Genomic DNA, 20,844 nt, shown 5'->3' with positions numbered 1-20,844 from the left:
CTGGCGCCTCATGCTCGATGCGATACGCAAACTCGAGCGCGATATAGAGGACACTCTGCAAGCTGAAGCCGAGCTGACCTCGCCCGAATTCGCCGTGCTGGTCGTGCTGTCCGAGTCAGAGGACGAGCAAGCTCGGATCCGCGAAATCTGCGCCCACCTGAATTGGGATCGCAGCCGCGCCTCACACCAGCTCTCCCGCATGCAACGCCGCGGGCTGATCGAAAAAACCAAATGCGTCGGCGATGGCCGCGGTGTTGTCGTGATCATGACCGAGGAGGGCAAGCGGCGCCTCAAGCAGGCAGTGCCCATGCACGTGGAGTCCGTCAACCGGCTGATTTTCGACCACATGAGCAATGATCAAGCCCACCACCTCGACGTGTTCTTCAGGAACGTCCTCCAAGCCCGGCCCACTCCCTAAACCAGCCATGAGCATCGCCCACGGGCGAGCGGCTCGGCGCAGCTCCTGTGCGAAGGCCGCCGGTGGGAGCGGCCGCAGGGCAAAAGGGAGGGGCCGCAGCATATGCTGCGGCCCCTCCCTTCTTCTGTGCCCCCGACACGATTCGAACGTGCGACCTTTGGTACCGGAAACCAATGCTCTATCCCCTGAGCTACGGGGGCAAAAATATGCGTAGTAGCAGTTACCCGCTGCTATGCACCGTACGTATGTTAGCACTATCCCTGCCGTGCGATAAAACCTGGGTCGGAGGTGCTACTACGCAGCAGAGTGGGGCCCAGCGGGTGGCGCGTGGAGGCGGCTGCCGGGCCCCAGGGCGGTGCGTCTAGTCCACCAGCACCACGATCAGGGTGCGGGGGCCGTGCACGCCTTCGACACGGCTGAGCTCGATGTCGGAGGTGGCCGAGGGCCCGGAGATCATCGTGATCGGGCGATGGCGGTCGAGGCGGCTGATCATGGCGGGAACGCCGTAGACCACGTTGTCCATGCGCACGATGCAGATGTGACAGTCCGGAACCAGGGTGAGGGCACGCCGGCCGTTGGTCTCATTGGATTCCAGGCAGATCGTGCCGGTCTGAGCGGAGGAGGTGTGGGAGTCGGTGACCACCACATCCACCGAGTCGAGCAGGCGGGGATCGCTTGTCACATCGTCCGGGGTGGCGCTGCCGGAGAAGCCCTCAAAGAGGCTGGCGTCCAGACCTGGCGCATAGCGCACGTCCTTGGCCTCGCGCTCCTCGAGCAGGCGCACGATGGTGGCGCCGAGCTCTGCTTCGGTGCTCTGCTCCACGATGGCCTTGTAGTCCAGCAGGCGATCGATGAGCACTTCTTTGATTTCCTCGCGCGGATAATCATGCTCGGTGATGTAGTTGCGCACCACATCGTAGCCGCCGGTCTGCACATTAGAGAGCTTCTGGGCGTTGCGGATGCGGTTGAGGATCTCCTTTTTGGCCTCGTCGTTACGCGTAGACATGGCTACTTCTCCTCTTCGTCGGTGCCGGCATGAGCGGCGGCGGGCAGCCCCTCGCGCTTGGCGTCCTTGAGCAACTGTTGGGCCTCCTCGGACTTGAACCAGTCGCGGAAGGAGGTCTTTGCGGGCACGGCGGTGTCGCGCACATCGGTCCAGCCGGCGAGGAAGCTCGGCATGTGGGTGATCTTCTTATTGAAGCCGCCCAGGACCCGCCCCAGAGAGGCCGACTTGGTGGCGAGGCCCCAAATCTTGGCGTTGCCGAACACCAGACCCATGGCGCCGAAGATGGCGCCTTCGATCTTTGGCTTATCGGTTTCGATCTTCTGGTGGCGCAGCTCCAGCAGCGCGGCCGGAATGTCGATCTTGACGGGGCATACCTCGAAGCAATAGCCGCACAGAGAGGAGGCGTAGGGCAGCGAGGCATTCGGGTCATTGTGGTCGATGATGCCGGTCAGCTGCGGGGAGAGGATCGCGCCGATGGGGCCCGGGTAGGTGGAGCCATAGGCGTGGCCGCCGGCGCGCTCATACACCGGGCAGACGTTGAGGCAGGCCGAACAGCGGATGCACTTCAGCGCCTCGCGGCCAATCTCGTTCGACAACGCGTGGGTACGGCCATTGTCCAGCAGCACGATGTGGTAGTTCTTCGGGCCGTCATTCTCGGTCACGCCCGTCCACAGCGAGGTGTAGGGGTTCATGCGCTCACCGGTGGAGGAGCGCGGCAGCAGCTGCAGGAATACCTCGAAGTCCTGGAAGGTGGGCAGCAGCTTTTCAATACCCATCACCGAGATGAGCGTCTCGGGCAGGGTAAGACACATGCGGCCATTGCCCTCAGATTCGACGATGCTCACGGTTCCGGTCTCGGCCACACCGAAGTTGGCGCCGGAGATGGCCACCTTGGCTTCCATGAACTGCTTGCGCAGGAACACGCGGGAGGCCTCGGCGAGCTCCGGCGGGTTAGCCGGCAAAGAGTCGTCGGTGTGGGGCATCTCGCGGACGAAGATATCGCGGATCTCGGCGCGGTTGCGGTGAATGGCGGGCACCAGAATGTGCGAGGGGAAGTCGTGTCCCAGCTGCACAATGAGCTCGGCGAGGTCGGTCTCGCGGGCGGTGATACCGGCATCGCGCAGCTGATCGTTGAGCCCGATTTCCTGGGTGGCCATGGACTTGATCTTGACCACGTGGGTTTCGCCGGTTTCCTTGATCAGATCGGTCACGATCTGGCCTGCTTCGACGCCATCGCGGGCCCAGTGCACGTGGCCGCCGTGGGCGGTGACGGCTGCCTCGAATTGCTCGAGCAGCTCCGGCATGCGGGAGGCAACATCGCGCTTGATACCGGAACCGGCCTCGCGCAGATCCTGCCAGTCGGGAAGTTCCTCCACGACCTGGGCGCGCTTATTGCGGATGGTGTGGGTGGCGTTATAGAGGTTACGGCGCTGAGTGGCGTTGTAGAGGCCATCGTGGGCGCCTTTTTGGAAGCTGCGCGAGCCGCGCAGATAGCCGACACCTTCGGGCGCTGTCGGAGGAACGGTGGGGTTTCCGAGGAAGGTGGTCACAGCATGAACTCCTTGGTATAAGCGGCGGAATCCGGGGTCCACGGGTGCTCCTTGGTGGAGGCGAGAATCTCGGCGATGTGCACGCTGCGGATACCGCTGTGCTGGCGCGAGAGGGTGCCGGAGATGTTCATCAGGCAGGAGTAGTCCGCGGAGGTGACGTATTCGGCGAGGGTGGACTTGATATTGCGGGTCTTGTCATTGACCATCGCGGCCGAGGTTTCGGCGTTTTTCACGCAGAAGGTGCCACCGAAGCCACAGCACTCCTCGGAGAAGGGCAGCTCCACCAAGTCGATGGCCTCCACGGCGCGCAGGAGCCGGTAGGGGCGATCGCCCAGCTGGAGCAGGCGACGGGAGTGGCAGGAGCTGTGATAGGTCACGCGGTGCGGGAAGAATGCGCCCACGTTTTCGAGCTGCTCCACATCGGTGAGGAACTCGCAGAGCTCATAGGTTTTCTTGGCGGTGCCTGCAGCCCCATCGCGCAGCGCCGCGGAGCCATAGCGATCTGCGATCCGCTCGTGTTCATGACGCACCGCAGCCGCGCAGGAACCGGAGGGGCTGACGATGCAGTCGATAGAGGGATCGGAGAAGGCGTCCACATAATTTTCAATCTGTGGCACGGCTTCGCGCTGGTAGCCAGTGTTAATGTGCATCTGGCCGCAGCAGGTTTGTTTATCGGGGACCACAACATCGTGGCCGAGGCGGGACAAAATCAGGGCGGTCGCCTTAGCGATGTCCGGCCCGAGAATGTCACCGATACAGGTGGTAAAGATCGCGACTCGCACGGACGCTCCTTTAACTAATGTTGGCTAACTATTGTTGGCGCACAATGGCGATTACATCGAGTGGCATGAGGTCGAGCTCGCGGCGGGGCTACCGCTCTGGACTGCTTGACGTGCCAAAGTCAAGAGGCCGACGCGGTGAGGGGGTAGTTGCACGTCGCGAACGAACGGCGGCGGCGTCAGCTTTCACCGACACATCCTACGTTCGGATATGTCTAATCTACCCGAAATCTGCTCAGAATGTGAACCGATCGCGCTTCTAAAAAAGCCGGTCCACCTGCATATATTTAAGAAACACTCGTGTTTCCTAATTGGAGCTGTGATGGCCGGCTGACCCCAAGGTGGGGGAGAGGGGGATGGAGAAAACCCCCGTTGCCGAGTACAGGGCAACGGGGGTAAGAAGCTGAGCGTTACCTAACTTCCATGCGGTGCTGCGGCTTATCGACGCCTTCTCCTGGCCCCGCCACCAGCACGGCGGGCACCGGTGCCGAGGAGGGTGGATGCGGCAGCGGGACGGCGTCGATAAGCGCCGCAGTGGTTTTAGGGAACCACGGGTGCCATGAAGGAGAGCACGTTGGTCTGCAGGTAGACGATGGTGCACACAGCGATGAGCATGCCGAAGGACCACAGAACCACGGACTTGAAAATGTCGGACTCGCGACCTTCCATCTTCACGGCGGTGGCGGCAATCGCCAGCGACTGCGGGGAGATCATCTTGCCCACCACGCCGCCGGAGGTATTGGCCGCGAGCATGAGATCCGGGTTGAGCCCAGCGTGCTGTGCGGCGGTGACCTGCATCTTGCCGAAGAGGGCGTTGGCGGAGGTATCGGAGCCGGTCACAGCGGTGCCCACCCAGCCCAAGGTGGGGGCGAGGAAGGCGTAGGCGCCGCCCAGCGAGGCAACGAACTCGCCGATGGCAATGGTCTGGCCGGAGTAGTTCATCACATAGGCCAGCCCCAGCACGAGCACGATGGTCAGGGCGGACCAGCGCATGCGATAGGCGGTGTCGGTGAATGCCTGCAGCACCTGGCCGGCCTTGAGTGGGTAGGTGCCATTCTCGTCGAAGATGGCGTAGATCACGGCCACGATCAGGCCGGAGATCAGCATCAGGCTGCCGGGGTTGGCGATGATCGCGAAGGTGTAGGTGGACTTGATCGGATCGCCCTGGGCATTAACCAAGCGATCGGCCAGTACCGGCCACTCCACGCTGATGGCGATGGACTTCAGTGCCTCGGGGATGGTGGAGCCCAAGTTAGCGATACCGAAGACGAAGGTGACCACGCCATAGGGCAGCAGTGCCATGCCGACGCGGCGGGCCGGCAGCTCCTCGGCCACTGCGGCCGGGGGAAGGTCCATGCGCTCGCGCAGCTCCTCGATGCCGCGCGGGGTCCAGAATTGCAGGAAGACGAAGGCCACGCCGAGGGAGACGATGCAGGCGACGACGTCGGTGAGCTGGTAGGCAAAGAAGTTCGAGGTGGCCCACTGGGCGATAGCGAAGGCGCCGCCGATAACGAAGGCGGGGATCCATGCTTCGCGCACACCACGCATGCCGTCGAGGATGAAGAGCAAGATGACGGGCACGAACACGGCGATCAGCGGGGCCTGGTGGCCGACGATGGCGGCGATATTGGCGGTTTGCTCGGCAGTGCGGCCGGCCACATCGCCGGCGGTGGTGATCGGAATAGCCACGGCGCCGAAGGCCACCGGCGCGGTATTGGCCAGCAGGACGGCGGTGGCGGCACGCAGCGGCTTCACGCCGAGGGCGAGGATCATGGTGGCGGTAATGGCCACGGGGGCACCGAAGCCGGCGAGGGCCTCGAGCAGGCCGCCGAAGCAGAAGGCGATGAGGATGGCTTGGATGCGCACATCGCCATCGCCGAGCTTGTCAAAGGTGCGGCGCAGGTCTTCAAAACGGCCCGAGGCCACCGTGATCTGGTAGAACCAGATGGCCATCACGATCACCCAGACGATGGGCAGAAGGCCGAAGATTCCGCCGCGGAGGGCGGACATCAGGGCGAGTTCGGTGGGCATGCTGAAGCCGAAGACGGCTACCAGGATCGCAGCCAGGGTGGCGGCCGCCGCGGAGACGTGTGCTCGGGCCTTGAAACCGAGAAGCAACACGAAAAAGGTGACCAGGGGGATGGTTGCTACTAAAGCAGAGAGGCCAAGACTGCCTCCCACGGCATCAGTGACCACGGTAAATGTATTGTTCACCGCAACTCCTTAAGTGTGGTGGACCTGTGTGTGTCTGCTGTATCGCTTCAGAACATGCCTCTCTGCTGCTGGCCCGTGCCGCCGAGGGGTGGTGCGGCGCGTGTTCGGATGTGGGCCAGTAGTGCACTCGCAGTGTGAAGTTCTGCACACCGATACTGGTTCTATGAGACATCCACAGGTGGGATGTGATGTTCACAACCATTCTTACGTAGGATGTCGTGAATCCAAAAATAAGCTGAGGTGCTCTGTGTCTCATTTCAGGATTTTTTAAGGTTACGCTGGAGGTTCGTGAAGAAATTGGTGGAGCAAATGGGGGTATGCGATACACTGATCCGCTATGACACCTGCCGATCTTGCTGCATTAATTCGACGCACCGCGGAATCCGTATTTGCCGAGCACGACCTCGATTCTTCTGTCCTTCCTGAGACAGTGACCGTCGAGCGTCCGCGCAATCCGGAGCACGGTGACTACGCCACGAACCTCGCCCTCCAGGTGGCCAAGCGTGCGGGGGCCAATCCTCGGGAGCTCGCTCAGTGGCTGGCCGAGGCTCTGGCACAGCACGAGGGCATTTCCGAGGCAGAGATCGCCGGGCCCGGCTTTCTTAATATCCGCCTCAACGCCGCCGCCCAGGGCGCGATTATCGCCGAGGTCCTCGCCGCAGGTGAGCGTTATGGCCACGCCGATACCCTCGCGGGGGAGCGCGTGAATCTCGAGTTCGTCTCGGCCAATCCCACCGGCCCCATCCACTTGGGTGGAACCCGCTGGGCCGCCGTGGGCGATTCTTTGGGGCGTGTGCTTGAGGCCAGCGGCGCCCAGGTGACCCGCGAGTACTACTTCAATGACCACGGTCGCCAGATCGATCGATTCACCAACTCCTTGATCGCCGCGGCTAAGAATGAGCCCGCCCCCGAGGACGGCTATGCCGGCGACTACATCACCGAGATCGCGACCGAGGTGCTGCGCCGCGTGCCGGATGCCCTCGAGCTGCCTGAGGCGGAGATGAAAGAAACTTTCCGCGCTCATGGTGTGGAGATGATGTTCGCCCACATCAAGTCCTCGCTGGCGGAGTTCGGCACCACCTTCGATGTCTACTTCCACGAGAACTCCCTCTTCGAATCCGGGGCAGTCGATGCCGCGGTGCAGACGCTGAAGGATAATGGCAGCCTGTACCAAGCCGATGGCGCGTGGTGGCTGAAGTCCACCGACTACGGCGACGATAAGGACCGGGTGGTCATCAAATCCGATGGCGATGCCGCCTATATCGCCGGTGATATTGCCTATGTGGCCGACAAGATTGATCGCGGCCACGACCTGTGCATCTACATGCTCGGTGCTGATCACCACGGGTATATTTCCCGGCTCCGGGCCGCCGCTGCCGCTTTGGGCTATCGCCCCGAGCAGGTGGAAGTGCTCATCGGCCAGCTGGTGAACTTGGTGCGCGATGGCAAGCCCGTGCGCATGTCCAAGCGCGCCGGCACCGTGATCACCCTCGATGATCTGGTGGAGGCCGTGGGCGTGGATGCGGCCCGCTATGCGATGATTCGCTCCTCGGTGGATCAGAGCCTCGACATCGATCTCGCGTTGTGGGCCTCCCGCTCCTCGGATAACCCGGTGTTCTATGTGCAATATGGCCACGCGCGCCTGTGCTCGATTGCGCGCAAGGCCGCCGAGCTGGGGGTGAGCCTGCAGGGCGCGGATATCGATTACTCGGTGCTCGATAGCGAGCGCGAGGGTGATCTCATCCGCACCTTGGGCGAGTTCCCCGCTGCGATTGCCTCGGCCGCTGACCTGCGCGAACCGCACCGTATTGCCCGTTATGCCGAGCAGCTGGCCGGCACCTTCCACCGTTTCTATGACACCTGCCAGATCCTGCCCAAGGCCGGCGAGGAGACCACCGAGCTGCACATCGCGCGCCTAGCCTTGGCCGCCGCCAGCCGCCAGGTGTTGAGCAATGCGCTCGGTTTGTGCGGGGTCACCGCGCCGGAGCGCATGTAGCGTAGGGTAATCTCGTTCACCACGAACTCCCGACCGCAGGTGGCCGCGATCGCTTATCGACGCCACCTCGCTGCCTCCCACCGTGCGGTGGGATGTCGGCGTGGTGGTGGGGTGGGCGTGTATGCCGCTGATCAAACTACTTAAGTAAAAGAGCCCCCTTGATGAACGACTTCAACAGCATTCCCTCCCACGTGTGGCCGCGTAACGCCATGCGCCAAGACGACGGCGTGGTCACCATTGCTGGTGTGCCGCTTCCCGAGATCGCGGAAACCTATGGCACCCCGTGTTATGTCATCGATGAGGACGATTTCCGGAGCCGCTGCCGCGATATGGCCGAGGCTTTCGGCGGCGGCCATAATGTGCACTACGCATCGAAGGCGCTACTTACCGCCACCGTGGCGCGCTGGGTAGATGAGGAGGGGCTATGCATGGACGTGGCCTCCCTCGGAGAGCTGCAGATCGCGCTCGCAGCCGGATTCCCCGCGGCGCGGATCACCGCCCACGGCAATAACAAGTCCGTGGCCTTCCTGCGCGCCATTATTCGCGAGAAGGTGGGCTCCGTGGTGCTGGATAACGCCGATGAGCTGGAACTACTCGATGAGCTCAGCGCCGCCTCCGGCCACATCCAGGATGTATTGGTGCGGGTGAAGCCCGGCGTGGAGGCCCACACGCACGAGTTCATCGCCACCGCGCACGAAGATCAGAAATTCGGTTTCTCCCTCGCCTCTGGCTCCGCCATGGAGGCGGCCCGTGCGGCCGTGCGCGCCGAAAACCTGCGCCTTATCGGCCTGCACTGCCATGTCGGCTCCCAGGTATTCGACGCCGATGGCTTCTCCGTGGCGGCCGAGCGTGTGCTGGGACTGTTCAAGCAACTACATGATGAGCTGTCCGCTGCGGACACCGCAGAGCTGCGCGTGCTGGATCTCGGCGGCGGCTATGGCATCGCCTATACCGAAGAGGAAGAGCCGCTCAATGTGCGCGAGGTGGCCGCCGACCTGATCGGTCGGGTGGCCGAGTGCGCCGACGAGCTGGGAATCCCTGCGCCCTCGGTGAAGGTGGAGCCGGGTCGCGCTATCGCGGGACCGTCGACCGTCACCCTCTATGAGGTGGGCTCGGTCAAGGACGTGCACGTGGACGCGGACACCACCCGCCGCTACGTGGCCGTCGATGGCGGGATGAGCGATAATATCCGCCCCGCCCTCTATGGCGCCGCCTATGATGGCCGCCTAGTCGATCGCTTCGCCGAGGGGGAGAACACCAGCACCCGCATTGTGGGCGCGCACTGCGAGTCGGGCGACATCCTGATCAATGAAGCCTCCTACCCGAATGACCTGCGTCGTGGCGATCTTTTCGCCATCGCCGCCACCGGCGCGTACTGCTATGTGATGTCCAGCCGCTATAACGCCTTTTTGCGCCCGCCGATCGTGAGCGTGCGCGGCGGCGAAGCCAAGCTCATGGTGCGCCGTGAGACCGTGGAGGACATCCTGGCGCTGGAAAATACCACCGGCGCCTAGCCCGCAGCGTCCCACCCAGCGGCCTTGAGGCCTGGGACACACCCACGGCGATCGCGGCGGCGGAGGTTTATACTTGCCTCACGCTGCGCCCGCCTAGCGCGGATGCTGTAGCTACCCGCCCAACACCGACCACAGACAGAAATAATTCTTAAGGGGAATATCGATCCATGTCTGAGAACGCACCCGTAACCTTCAAGCCTGGGAAGGGCGCTGGCTCACCGGTTGGCGTCGCGATTCTGGGGCACGGCACCGTCGGAAGCGAAGTACTGCGCATTATGCAGCAGGACGCCGATGCTCTCGAGCACCGCATCGGCGGCCCGCTGGAGCTGAAGGGCGTGGCCGTCTCTGATATTGAGAAGCACGCCGACGCCGTCTCCCGGGATCTGCTCACCACCGACGCTATGTCTCTGATCAACCGAGACGATGTGGACATTGTGGTGGAGGTTATCGGTGGCATCGACTACCCCCGCAAGCTGGTTCTGGCCGCGCTGCGTGCCGGCAAGTCCGTGGTGACCGCCAATAAGGCGCTCGTCGCCGCCCACTCGGCCGAGCTCGCCGAGGCCGCCGATGCCGCTGGCGTGGACCTGTACTTCGAGGCCGCTGTGGCCGCCGCTATCCCCGTGGTGGGCCCGCTGCGTCGCTCGCTTGCCGGCGACCAGGTGGAGCTGGTGATGGGCATCGTCAACGGCACCACCAACTTCATCCTCGACGGCATGGACTCCACGGGGGCGAACTACGACGACATGCTCGCCGAAGCCACCCGCTTGGGCTATGCCGAGGCCGATCCCACGGCTGATGTTGAGGGCCACGACGCCGCCTCCAAGGCCGCCATCCTGGCCTCCCTGGCTTTCCACACCCGCGTCACCGCGGATGACGTGTACTGCGAGGGCATTAGCGATATCTCCGCCGACGATATCGCGGCCGCCAAGGATGCCGGCTACATCATCAAGCTGCTGGCCGTGTGTGAGCGATTCACCAACGATAAGGGCGTGGAGGAGATCGCCGCCCGCGTGCACCCCACGTTGATCCCGCGTTCGCACCCGCTGGCCAGCGTGAACAAGTCTTTCAACGCCATTTTCGTCGAAGCAGAGGCCGCTGGTCGTCTCATGTTCTACGGCAATGGTGCCGGCGGTGCGCCCACCGCCTCCGCAGTGCTGGGTGATCTCGTGGGCGCCTCCCGAAACAAGGTGCACGGCGGTCGTGCCCCGGGCGAGTCCACCTACGCCAATCTGCCCATCGCCAGCTTCGGCGATGTGCGCACCCGCTATCACGTGGATATGGAAGTCCAGGATCGGGAGGGCGTGCTCGCCGAGATCGCTACCAAGTTCGCCGAGAGCAAGATCTCGATCCGCACCGTGCGCCAGGAGGAATTCGAGGACCATGCACGTCTGATCGTGGTCACCCACTCCGCCACCGAGGCGGATCTGGCCGCCACCGTGGATGCCATCAAGCAACTCGACGCTGTGCGTACCATCCGCAGCGTGATCCGTTTGGAAGGACGCTAAAGGCCATGGCGACGGACTTGGTTCCCGGCACTCGGGTCAGCGTCACCGTTCCCGCCTCCTCGGCCAATCTCGGCCCGGGCTTCGACACACTCGGCGTGGCGCTGGGGTTATACGACACCGTTGAGGTGGAGGTCACCTCCTCAGGGCTTGAGGTGGAGATCTTCGGCGAAGGCCAGGACGATCTGCCGCGCGGCGAAACCCACTTGGTGGTGAAGGCGCTGCGCAGCGGTCTCGCCGCCGCGGGGATGAGTGCGCCTGGGCTGAAGGTGAGTTGCCATAACAATATCCCGCAATCGCGTGGGCTCGGCTCCTCTGCGGCCGCCGCCGTGGCGGGAGTGTGTGCCGCTAATGGGCTTGCCGGCGAGCCGCTCAGCGCCGCCGAGATCGTGCAGCTGGCCTCCGCTTTCGAAGGCCACCCCGATAACGCCGCAGCCTCCGTGCTGGGCGCCGCGGTGGTGTCGTGGACCGATATTCCCGTGGACGGGCGCACCCAGCCGCAATATCATGCGGTGTCGCTGCCAGTGCACGAGTCCATCCAGGCCACCGCCTTGGTGCCGGATTTCCACGCCTCCACCGATGCTGTGCGCAAGGTATTGCCCTCGGATGTCACTCACATCGACGCCCGCTTTAATGTTTCGCGTACCGCGGTGATGGTGATGGCCCTGCAGCACCATCCCGAGCTGCTCTGGGAGGGCACCCGCGACCGGTTGCACCAGCCCTACCGGGCCGATGTGCTGCCCGTGACCGCCGAATGGGTCAACCGGCTGCGCAACCGCGGCTATGCCGCCTATCTCTCCGGTGCCGGCCCGACCGTGATGGTGCTCTCCACCGAGCCGGTCGAGGCCGCCATCCTCGATGACGCCCGCGCCTCTGGGCTGAAAGTGATGGAATTGCCGGTAGCCGGTCCGGTGCGCGTCGAGCGCTCCTAAAACCATATGGGCGCGGAAGCTGCTGGCTTCTCGACGCGCCATAAAGCCCCGTTGTGAACTGTGTCTGCGCGGCAGACGCGGCAACAACGGGGCTTGGTGTATCAGTAGGAGCTAACTCTGCTGTAGAGGAGCGCAGTCCAGCCGAATATCGCATTGGCCCGGGCGTACATAGGGAACCAAGGTCAAGGTGGTGTGGTGATCGGCGACGGTGCCCAGCGCGGCTTGGGCGAAGCCGTGGTGGATCGAGCAGACCAGCGGATCGGGTTGGGTGGATTCGGAGACAAAGGGGCAGCGGTTCAAAGAGATGATCCGCCTCTCGGGCGCGGCGGGATCCTCCTGCGGTTCATCGGGGTCGTAGCCGGTGCGACGCATCAGGGTCACCAGCGCTGCTACCTGTTCTGCGTAGTCCGTGCAGTGCTCGCCGCCGTAGCCGACCCGCTGCGCCCAGCGGTGTCCTAGTTGCACCGCATTGCGGTGGGCGGCAGCGCTATCTGTGGTGCAAGCCAAGAGCTGGGCGAGCTCATTGACCAGCTCGATCTGCTCGGTGCTGATCTCTGCGGAATCGGGGATGCGGGCGTGGATCACCAAGCTGGGCCGGCCCCGCCCGCCCGTGGCTGGGGTGGTGCTACTACGCACCGCGCCGCGGGCGAGCAGTTCATCGATGTGGCCGCGCACAGTATTGACGTGCATGCCGGTATCGGATGCCAAGGCAGAGATGCTGGCGCCATCGCTGTGGGCGCGCACCGCCTCGAGGACGAGGCGTTGTTTGGCGCTCAGCGGCAGGGAATCGTCGAAAAGCGCGCGGGTGGGCGCGGGACCTGGTGACGGGCTGCTCGCAGGGCGGGACGACTCGGCGTGCGGGGTGGGCATGGTGGAGTAGTTTACTCGGCTCGCCGGCGCTGAGAACGCTCGGTGCGGGGCATGGGGTGCACCGAGGTGGCCAGCGCTTTGAAGGTGCAGCAGACCGTGCTGCCCACCTTCAGCCCCAGCTCGGCGACGCTGCGCGCGGTGACCGCGGCCCGTAGCAGCTGGGTGCTCTCGGCTACGCGCACGTGCACACTGACCTGCTCGCCGCTGTGCTCCAAGGCCACGACGGTGCCGTGGAGGCAGTTGCGCGCCGAGGTGCGCGCGGTGGTGTCGCTGGGGGCGATACTCACGGCGGTGGGGGCGAGCAGCACGGCAACATCGCTATTCGGAGATAGCGGGCTGGTGTGGCTCTCGGGTGCGGGGGCTGTGTGGTCCTGGGTGGTGGCGTCGATCAGCTGCCCAGCACAGCGCACCGTCACCAGCCCCGCGCTATGCGAGACCACCGTGGCATACAGCCGGTTGAGGCCGGCGAGATACGCCATGAACTCGGTCGGTGGCTGGTGCATCATCTCTTCCACATCGCCGAAGGCGGTGACCTCGCCGGCCTCGAGGACTGCTGCGTAGTGTGCCAGAGTGGCGATATCGACCACGTTGTGGCTAATGAGGAGCACGGTGCGCTGCTGGGCACAGGCCTCCAGGACCGCCCGCCAGCGGCTGGCGCTCGCGGCGTCGAGGGCGGCCATGGGCTCGTCCAAGATGAGCGTGTGTGGGCGAGCCGCCAGGCCGCGCAGCAAAGCCACCTGGGCTTGTTGGCCGCCCGAGAGCTCGGCGATGGGCAGCTCGGCGAGCTCCGCAAGCCCCGCCGCGGCAAGCAGCTGGGTGGCGGTCTCGGCGCTGCCACAGACCACAGTGAGCGCCCGGTGCACCCGCATCCTAGGCGGCAGCGCGGGATCTTGGGTGAGAAGCACAATGCCACGCTGCTGCATCGGCACCACCGTGCCCGCGGTAGCTGCGGGGTCGAGGATCCGCTCGCCCAGCTGGATGCGGGTGCCATGGAGCTCGCCGACGATCATGCGCGCCAGGGTGGTTTTGCCCGCGCCGTTTTCGCCAACCAGTGCGGTGGTGCGGGCCTGGGGGAAGGTGGTGGCGTGTACGCCCTCGCCGATCGTCAGCGCTGCGGCTGTCTCGGTGGGGGCGGTGAGGCTGGAGAGGGCAGTGGCATCGATCGGGCCGAGCGTCGCCTGGTGGGCCTTCCCGGCGCTGCGCGGCCGCAGCCATAGAGCCGCCCCGCCCAGTGCCGCCCCGAGCACCGTCACCGCCAGCAGCATGAGCACCGCCGCCAACACGAGGGCGCGTTCGGGGTCGATTTCTCGCTCGAGATAAATACCGATCGGTAGGGTGCGGGTCACCCCAGGATAAGAACCGGCGAAGGTGAGGGTGGTGCCGAACTCGCCGAGGGAGCGGGCACAGGCCAAACCGGCCCCGCTAGCAAGCGCCGGCAGCACCGTGGGGATGAGGATGTGCCGGTTGATCGCCCCCGTGCTCATCCCCACCGAGCGGGCCGAGGACTGTACTCGGGGACTCAGCTGGGCCAGGGCTTGTTCGATCGTGATCACCACGAAGGGCATAGCGATAAACACATGCGAGGCCACCACGCCCGGAAAGGCGAACGCGAAGCGCAGCCCGAAGAGATTCAATAGCGGTGCGCCCACCCCGTAGACCCCGAGCAGCGTGGTCAGCGCCATGCCGCCCACCACCGGCGGCAACGCCAAGGGAAGCAGCACCAGCAATCGGGTGATCGTGCGCCCAGCCCGCAAGGTGTGCACCCACAGCGCCACCGCCAGGCCGAGGACAGTGGAGATCAGCGTGGCCCAAAGCGCCGAGGAGATCGTCACCCCGATCAATTCCCGAGTGGCGGGTTCGCGCACAATCTCCGGCACCCGGCTCCACGGCACCCGCCACAGCAGGGTGAGCACAGGGGCAATAATCACACAGAGCCCACACCACGCGGCCACGATGATGGGAAGGGTTTGGCGGGTGCGGGCAGGGGTGAGTGCGGCAGGCATCGCGATGACTTCTGCAAGAAAAACTAGGAGCTGGCGGGGCTAAAGCCGTGGCGGGACCACGCCTCATCGGCGGCGCTACTATGCAGCGCCCGGACAAAGGCGGCGGCCTCTGGCTTCTTCTCGCTTCGCGCAACCACAGCGGCCAGATAGCGGTTAGGGCTCGCCTCGGCACCGGGGATCTCGAAGGTGCGCACGGCATCGCCGGCGGCAATCGCATCAGAGGCGTAAACCAACGCGGCATCGGCCCCGCCCGAGGTGACCTTGCCCAGAGTATCGGTCACATTCGACTCCAGCGATGCAGGTTGAAGAGAGGGCAGGGTGGCGTCGATAAGCGTCTTTGATGCCGCCCCGCAGGGCACCTGCTCATCGCAGAGCACGACGGTGGCATCGAGCAGGGACTCATCGAAACCGGTGATCTCGCCGGGATTATCCGCGGGGACGACCAACACCAGATAGTTGCTGGCGATGACCTCGGGGCTATCGACTACGCCCTGCTCGACGGCGCGGTTCATGGTGCGCTCATCGGCGGTGATGAGCACATCCGCAGGCGCGCCATCGACCAGCTGCTGTACCAGCGCCGAGGAGCCCGCGTTGTGAATCACCAGCTCGGCAGGGCTATCCAGCTCGGAGCCGAGATCCGCGAAGTCATCATTGAGCACCCGCGTCGAGGCGGCAGCGAAGACATCGAGTTGGGTGGCGTCTCCGCCGGGAACATCTGTGGGGGAGGAGCAGGCGCTGAGCACGCCGGCTGCGACGAACACACTACTCAACGTCGTCAGGATTTTACGCATGCACATATGGTACACAGCGTCCCGCGGGCGACCGCGCTGCCCGCACACCTGAGGCATCACCTACAGTGGCACTACGCAGCAGCCTGAACGCCGCCTGCCACCGCCGCCATCGACACGCATGAGGAGCCACCCAATCGTGACTGAACACACTGCCCACCAGCACACCCACCACAGCCCCCAGCCCATTGCCGCCATGCCGGATATCCCCGGCGCGGTGATTACCGTCTCCGATCGCTGCGCCCGCGGGCAGCGGCAGGATCTCTCGGGCCCCATCGCCCGCGAGGGTTTGCGCTCGCATGGGGTGACAGTGGAGGAGATCACGGTCGTCGAAGACGGTGTGGACTCGGTGCAGGGCGCGATTATCGCGGCGATCGAGGCAGGCGCGCGGGTGGTGCTGACCACCGGCGGCACCGGGGTATCGCCGCGGGATCTAACCCCCGAGGCGACGGCACCCTTGCTCGATGTGGAACTGCGCCAAATCTCCACCCAGATTCTGTTGCGCGGGCTCGAGAAGACTCCGCTGGCGGCGTTGTCGCGGGGGCTGGTGGGAATCACCCGCCGCTCTGGGCAGCGTCCCGCAGTGATCGTCAACGCGCCGGGTTCGCGCGGCGGAGTAAAGGATGTGCTGGCCGTGGTGGGCCCGCTGCTGAGCCACATTGTGGATCAAATGGACGGCAGCAGCGAGCACGAAAACCAGGAGCACCACTAGCCGCTTGCGTCTATCGGCGCTGGGGCTGGGCTCGCCCCGCGCCGCCTCGCGCCGGCCGCGCGCTAGTCGTGCCGCTGGGCGGCCGCCGGCGGAAATTCCGCCAACGCGGCGAGCGTGTCATAGTCGCGTTCGGAGCCATCTCCCGGCACAGTAATGATGCGCTGATTCTTCATTAACGCCGATACAGCAGCCCCAGCGCATTCCTCTAGCGCCGCTACGGCCTGTTCTAGGGAGGCGGTGCGCCACAAAGCGCATAAAGGCTGGCGGTGGCCATCGCTACTACGCACCAGAGCGACATCGCCGCCCGCTGTGTCCGTGCTGTGGGTGGCGTCTGCCTGCTCCGCCACCTCCGCGCCAGCGGCTGCGGGTGCCACAAGCGCCGCGGCTAGCTGCGGATAGAGCTGGGCGGAGTGGGGCGCATCCACCGCGAGAACAAGCGTGGTGGGACTCGGCGTGCGATCCGCCCGTAGCCGCTGCACACCCGCGGCGATAGCGGCGACCGGCCCAGCGAAGGCGGGATGTTCGGTGGCACGCAGAATAGTCTCTGAAAGCTCCACTGGGCGAGTAGTGACCACGCACATGGCCGCGGGCTCTGCGATCGCCTCGATAGTGGCGAGGCAATGATCGATCAGCCGGCGGCCCGCCACCTCGACGGTGGCTTTATCGCGGCCACCCATGCGGCTACCGCGGCCCCCGGCCAGCAGAATCACATCGACTTGGGCGCTCATTGGGGAATCTCGCGGGACCAGTCGCCGGAGCGCCCACCTGACTTGGCGATGATCGCACTGCGCCGAATATAGGCAGAACGATCCACGCCCTTCACCATGTCGATCACGGCGAGAGCCGCCACCGATACCGCCGTGAGTGCCTCCATCTCCACCCCGGTGCGATCAGCGGTGCGCACCGTGGCGGTGATAGCCACGTGATCGTCCTGCAATTCCAGCTCCACCGAGCAGCCGTGCACGCCGATGGTGTGGGCCAGCGGGAGAAGCTCGGGCACTTTCTTTGCCGCCGAGATCCCGGCGATACGGGCCACGGCGAGCACATCGCCCTTCGGGACGCGGTTATCCCTCAGCGCACTCATCACCTCGGCCGAACACGCCACCTCGCCATAGGCGGTAGCTTCGCGCACGGTGGGGTTCTTGGCGGTCACATCCACCATGTAGGCGGTGCCAGCCTCGTTGAGGTGGGTGAAAGTCAGATCTTTGCTCATGAAACGTCCTTGGAAAATACGTAAGTCGTGGATAAAAGCACGGTGGCGCGCGCCCGAATCGTACTCGCCGGCACCCGCCGCCGGCACATAGCCCTCTAGAGCCGGGTGCTGAGCACCGATACAGCCGCGCCGTCGGTGATATCGCCTGCCCGGGGTGGGACGATCGCAAGCCCATCGGCGATCGCGAGCGAGCTAATGAGATGTGAGCCGAGGCCGCGATCATGGGCGGGCACCGCCCGCACCGTCGCATCGGTGATGGAGCCCTCGCGCTCCAGACACACGGGCACGAAACGGGCGCGCCGGGAATCGCTGGGGAAATGCCCACCAGCGGTGGCGTGAATGATGGGAAGATCCCAGTGATCCGGAGTGCTCGCTCTGCTGCGTAGTAGCCGAATGAGCGGAGCTACGTAGAGGTGGAAGGACGCGTAGACGCTCACCGGGTTACCGGGCAGGCAGGTGATGAGGGTGTCGTGGATCATGCCGAGGCCCTGCGGCTTGCCGGGCTGTTGGGCGATGGGGCCGAACCATACGCCGTGGCGGCTGAGTACCTCCTTGACCACGTCGAAGGAGCCCGCCGAGACTCCGCCGGAGGTGATGATCAGATCGGCGCGTTCACTCAGCGAGCGCAGGGTGTCTTCGAATTCTGCGGGGGAATCGGAGCTGCTGTGCACGCGGATGCATTCGGCGCCGAGGGCGGAAACTAGCGCCGCCAGCATCGGGCCATTGGAATCGGGGATGTGTCCCGGGCCGAGTTCTTCGCCGGGGCCGCGGAGCTCATCGCCGGTCGAGAGTACTGCCACGGTGGGCAGGCGGTAGACGCTGAGTTCGGCGTAGCCGATGGAGATCGCGGTGGCGATCGCGCCGGCATCGAGCACTGTGCCCGCGGTGAGTACGAGCTGTCCGACGCTGACATCTTCGCCGGCGGCGCGGATGTGTTGGCCAGGAGCAGCCGTGCCGTTCAGGCGCACCTCGGCGGGGCAGTCGCTGCGCCCGATGGGCATATCCGAGGCCTCCACCGGCACCACGGCCAGCGGGGACTCTGCCGGCGAGCCGCTGAGATCGATGGGGGCGCCAGTCATGATGCGTACTGCCTCGCCTGCCCGCGGGCTCTGCGGAGCGCTGCCGGCGGGCACATCCGCAACCACCGGCAGGGTGGTGCTGCCGTCGCTGAGATCAGCGTGATGCACCAGAAAGCCGTCCATCGCCGAGTTATGAAACACCGGGATGGGGTAGCGGGCGGAAAGGTCCGTGGCGAGTACCCGGCCGCGACAGTCTTCCGTCGCCCGCGTCTCGGTGGATGCAGCAGTGGCGTTGAGGTAGCGCTGGCCGAGTTCGACGACGGCGCGCAGGTGATCGTCGACATTGCGAATCTGTGGCATAGTAGGCAAGTCTAGCGAGTAGCGATGAGCAGCGGAGTCAGCCGCAGTGCAGAAAGGATGCCCCTTGGCCGTCACCAGTTCCGGAATGTGCACCGAGCCGATCGATATGGCCGAGCTTCATGCCTCGGTCGCGTGCCCCGAGGCGGGTGCGGTGGTCACCTTCGATGGGCGGGTGCGCAATCACGATCACGGCCATAGTGTGAGCGCGCTCGAATATTCCGCGCATCCGGCCGCCTCACGCATCATCGCCGAGGTGGCAGACGACATCGCCGAGCGCTTCGATCTGCACGCGCTGGCCGTTTATCACCGCACCGGCTCCTTGCGCATTGGAGACGTGGCACTCGCCGCGGCGGTATCCTCCTCGCACCGGCAGGACTCTTTTGCCGCCATCGCAGCGCTTGTCGACGCCGTCAAGCTGCGTCTGCCGGTGTGGAAGAAACAGTATTTCGCCGATGGCAGCTATGAGTGGTCGAACTGCGCTTAAGCCTTAACTCGGCAGCGGCAGTACTTTAGCCGCCGGCGAAAGGCGGCAGCAGATCCATGCTCTCTACGGTCGCCAGCTGGCGGGATTCATCCGCCTCGAGGTGGTCGTCGATGAACACCGCGCAGTTCGCCAGCACCGGCGCGGCGGTGGGGAATCGGCGGTGCAGCGCGGCAAGCGCATCGGCTACCGCCGACTCTGCCGGCAGGTGCAGGGTAATGTGCTCGCGGCCCACAGCATCTGCGGCGGCGGCGAAGAAACGAACCTGAACATTCACATCAGACATCACGGGCGGGTTCTCCTCTGAGACAATCACACGATTTGGGTCAGGGCGGCGGCGTATCTTTAGCCGCCGATTTCGGACATGAGGCGCTGGGGCTGGATGAAGCTGTGATCATCAATCCCGTGGCCGGCTTTCTTCTCCGCCATGCCCTCAGCCCAGGCGGCCATGATCTCTTCATCGCTCGCCCCCGAGCGCAGCAGCGTCCGCAAGTCCGTTTCGCTGCGGGAGAATAGGCAATTGCGCATGAAGCCATCGGCGGTCAGTCGCGAGCGATCGCAGTCGCCACAGAAGGGATGCGTCACCGCGGCAATCACCCCGATCTCCCCAGAGTGATGCGGGTGCTGGCGCTCTACAGCATGCCACAGCTGGGCTGGAGCGGAACCGCGGGGCGTGGAGGAGGCGGTCAGCTCGAAGTCTTCGGCGAGCGTGTCCAGGATGTCCTGGGCGGTGATCATGATGTTGCGATCCCATTTCTCGGGCGGGCCGAGGGGCATCTGTTCGATAAAGCGCAGCTGAGCGCCGGTGCGCACCGCGAAGTGGGCGAGGGGCAGAATATCGCCTTCGTTCGAGTTGGGCATCACCACGGTATTGATCTTGACCGGAGTGAGCCCGACCTTGAGTGCGGTGTCGATGGAGGCCAGCACATCATCGAGGCGGTCGCGCCGCGAGAGGGTGTGATAGCGGTGGCGATCGAGCGAATCCAAGGAGATATTCACCCGATTCAGGCCAGCGTCGACAAGCTCAGCGGCCCTTTTATCTAGCCCGAGCCCATTGCTGGTCAACGCGGTGAGCGGGGCGCGGCCTTCATCGGTGCGCAAGCTGGTGGCAAAAGCGATGATCTCGGGCAGGGAGCGGCGCAGCAGGGGCTCGCCGCCGGTGAAACGCAGCTGACGAATGCCGAGGCGTTCCACCGCAATGCGCAGGAGGCGACACAGCTCCTCATCGGTGAGCGTCTTTTCCTGAGCTAACCAATTCAGCCCCTCGGCGGGCATGCAATAGGTGCAACGCAAATTGCATTTATCGGTCAACGACACACGCAGATCGCGGGCCGTGCGGCCGAACCTATCCTGCAAAAGCAGGGTGGTTGGCTCGGATGCGGCCTCGCGCTGAGTGGAGAGAGGGGCAGCGTCATTGTTCATGGTGCAGACAAGAGTATAGATACACCGACTGTGATGCCAGCACGCCCCTTGGGTTTTATGCTGCG

General features: G+C 64.7%; 19 protein-coding genes and 1 tRNA gene. 7 read left to right on the top strand and 13 right to left on the bottom strand.

The window, feature by feature from the left end; genetic code table 11:
• The first annotated feature begins 10 nt into the window (after positions 1-10).
• The gene (locus KR227_RS03845) at positions 11-418 is read left to right on the top strand and encodes a MarR family winged helix-turn-helix transcriptional regulator (protein ID WP_255549091.1); all 408 of its coding nucleotides are present in this window, start codon (positions 11-13) and stop codon (positions 416-418) included.
• Positions 419-545: 127 nt separating this feature from the next.
• Here the strand turns inward: KR227_RS03845 and KR227_RS03840 are convergent.
• The 5 genes from KR227_RS03840 to KR227_RS03820 all read right to left on the bottom strand — a co-directional run bounded on the left by KR227_RS03840 (position 546) and on the right by KR227_RS03820 (position 5,967).
• Positions 546-618 (bottom strand) — tRNA-Arg (locus KR227_RS03840).
• A 161-nt stretch (positions 619-779) separates the two neighbouring features.
• Complete coding sequence (locus KR227_RS03835; RefSeq protein ID WP_218363800.1) at positions 780-1,424, bottom strand: LUD domain-containing protein; 645 nt, start codon at positions 1,422-1,424, stop codon at positions 780-782.
• Between the two features lie 2 nt (positions 1,425-1,426).
• Positions 1,427-2,974, bottom strand: coding sequence for a lactate utilization protein B (locus KR227_RS03830; protein WP_218363799.1), 1,548 nt, complete (start codon positions 2,972-2,974; stop codon positions 1,427-1,429).
• Positions 2,971-3,756, bottom strand: coding sequence for a (Fe-S)-binding protein (locus KR227_RS03825; RefSeq protein WP_218363798.1), 786 nt, complete (start codon positions 3,754-3,756; stop codon positions 2,971-2,973). The genes KR227_RS03830 and KR227_RS03825 overlap by 4 nt, the downstream gene beginning before the upstream one ends.
• Before the next feature lie 537 nt (positions 3,757-4,293).
• Positions 4,294-5,967, bottom strand: a complete 1,674-nt coding sequence (locus tag KR227_RS03820) for an L-lactate permease (protein WP_218363797.1) — start codon at positions 5,965-5,967, stop codon at positions 4,294-4,296.
• Between the two features lie 337 nt (positions 5,968-6,304).
• Here KR227_RS03820 and argS point away from each other — a divergent pair, with 337 nt between their 5' ends.
• The 4 genes from argS to thrB all read left to right on the top strand — a co-directional run bounded on the left by argS (position 6,305) and on the right by thrB (position 11,911).
• Positions 6,305-7,963: an arginine--tRNA ligase gene (argS, locus tag KR227_RS03815; protein ID WP_218363796.1), complete on the top strand. Its 1,659-nt coding sequence runs from the start codon at positions 6,305-6,307 to the stop codon at positions 7,961-7,963.
• 161 nt (positions 7,964-8,124) lie between these two features.
• Positions 8,125-9,477, top strand: coding sequence for a diaminopimelate decarboxylase (lysA, locus tag KR227_RS03810; RefSeq protein WP_218363795.1), 1,353 nt, complete (start codon positions 8,125-8,127; stop codon positions 9,475-9,477).
• A 167-nt stretch (positions 9,478-9,644) separates the two neighbouring features.
• On the top strand, positions 9,645-10,982 hold the full coding sequence (locus KR227_RS03805) for a homoserine dehydrogenase (RefSeq protein WP_151529940.1): 1,338 nt from the start codon (positions 9,645-9,647) through the stop codon (positions 10,980-10,982).
• Positions 10,983-10,987: 5 nt separating this feature from the next.
• Positions 10,988-11,911, top strand: coding sequence for a homoserine kinase (gene thrB / locus KR227_RS03800; protein WP_218363794.1), 924 nt, complete (start codon positions 10,988-10,990; stop codon positions 11,909-11,911).
• A 111-nt stretch (positions 11,912-12,022) separates the two neighbouring features.
• Here thrB and KR227_RS03795 read toward each other — a convergent pair whose 3' ends face one another.
• From KR227_RS03795 to modA, 3 genes are read right to left on the bottom strand one after another with little or no spacing between them, the layout of a single operon-like run.
• Entirely contained in the window at positions 12,023-12,781 is a 759-nt protein-coding gene (locus tag KR227_RS03795; RefSeq protein WP_218363793.1) for a metalloregulator ArsR/SmtB family transcription factor, read from the bottom strand.
• A gap of 11 nt (positions 12,782-12,792) precedes the next feature.
• A complete protein-coding gene (locus KR227_RS03790) occupies positions 12,793-14,784 on the bottom strand; it encodes an ATP-binding cassette domain-containing protein (protein WP_218363792.1) in 1,992 nt (663 codons plus the stop codon).
• 23 nt (positions 14,785-14,807) lie between these two features.
• The gene (gene modA, locus KR227_RS03785; RefSeq protein WP_218363791.1) at positions 14,808-15,575 is read right to left on the bottom strand and encodes a molybdate ABC transporter substrate-binding protein; all 768 of its coding nucleotides are present in this window, start codon (positions 15,573-15,575) and stop codon (positions 14,808-14,810) included.
• Positions 15,576-15,711: 136 nt separating this feature from the next.
• Here modA and KR227_RS03780 point away from each other — a divergent pair, with 136 nt between their 5' ends.
• Positions 15,712-16,284 (top strand): MogA/MoaB family molybdenum cofactor biosynthesis protein, encoded by a 573-nt coding sequence (locus KR227_RS03780; RefSeq protein ID WP_370625152.1) that lies wholly within the window; start codon positions 15,712-15,714, stop codon positions 16,282-16,284.
• A gap of 62 nt (positions 16,285-16,346) precedes the next feature.
• Here KR227_RS03780 and KR227_RS03775 read toward each other — a convergent pair whose 3' ends face one another.
• From KR227_RS03775 to glp, 3 genes are all read right to left on the bottom strand, one after another.
• A complete protein-coding gene (locus KR227_RS03775; RefSeq protein WP_218363790.1) occupies positions 16,347-17,012 on the bottom strand; it encodes a molybdenum cofactor guanylyltransferase in 666 nt (221 codons plus the stop codon).
• The gene (gene moaC / locus KR227_RS03770) at positions 17,009-17,485 is read right to left on the bottom strand and encodes a cyclic pyranopterin monophosphate synthase MoaC (protein ID WP_218364333.1); all 477 of its coding nucleotides are present in this window, start codon (positions 17,483-17,485) and stop codon (positions 17,009-17,011) included. Before moaC ends, KR227_RS03775 begins: the two co-directional genes overlap by 4 nt.
• Positions 17,486-17,592: 107 nt before the next feature.
• Positions 17,593-18,876: a gephyrin-like molybdotransferase Glp gene (glp, locus tag KR227_RS03765; protein ID WP_218363789.1), complete on the bottom strand. Its 1,284-nt coding sequence runs from the start codon at positions 18,874-18,876 to the stop codon at positions 17,593-17,595.
• A 64-nt stretch (positions 18,877-18,940) separates the two neighbouring features.
• On the opposite strand from glp, the gene KR227_RS03760 reads away from it, so the two are divergent.
• Positions 18,941-19,360, top strand: coding sequence for a molybdenum cofactor biosynthesis protein MoaE (locus KR227_RS03760; RefSeq protein WP_370451588.1), 420 nt, complete (start codon positions 18,941-18,943; stop codon positions 19,358-19,360).
• A 25-nt stretch (positions 19,361-19,385) separates the two neighbouring features.
• Here the strand turns inward: KR227_RS03760 and KR227_RS03755 are convergent, their stop codons facing one another.
• Together KR227_RS03755 and moaA are read right to left on the bottom strand one after the other, a co-directional pair.
• Positions 19,386-19,643 (bottom strand): MoaD/ThiS family protein, encoded by a 258-nt coding sequence (locus tag KR227_RS03755; RefSeq protein ID WP_151529947.1) that lies wholly within the window; start codon positions 19,641-19,643, stop codon positions 19,386-19,388.
• Between the two features lie 59 nt (positions 19,644-19,702).
• Positions 19,703-20,779 (bottom strand): GTP 3',8-cyclase MoaA, encoded by a 1,077-nt coding sequence (moaA, locus tag KR227_RS03750; RefSeq protein ID WP_255549090.1) that lies wholly within the window; start codon positions 20,777-20,779, stop codon positions 19,703-19,705.
• Positions 20,780-20,844: the final 65 nt, after the last annotated feature.

Origin of the sequence: Corynebacterium sp. TAE3-ERU30, from assembly GCF_019209925.1 — a bacterium.
GTDB lineage: Bacteria > Actinomycetota > Actinomycetes > Mycobacteriales > Mycobacteriaceae > Corynebacterium > Corynebacterium megadyptis.
This window is presented reverse-complemented; position numbering and strand designations above follow the sequence as displayed.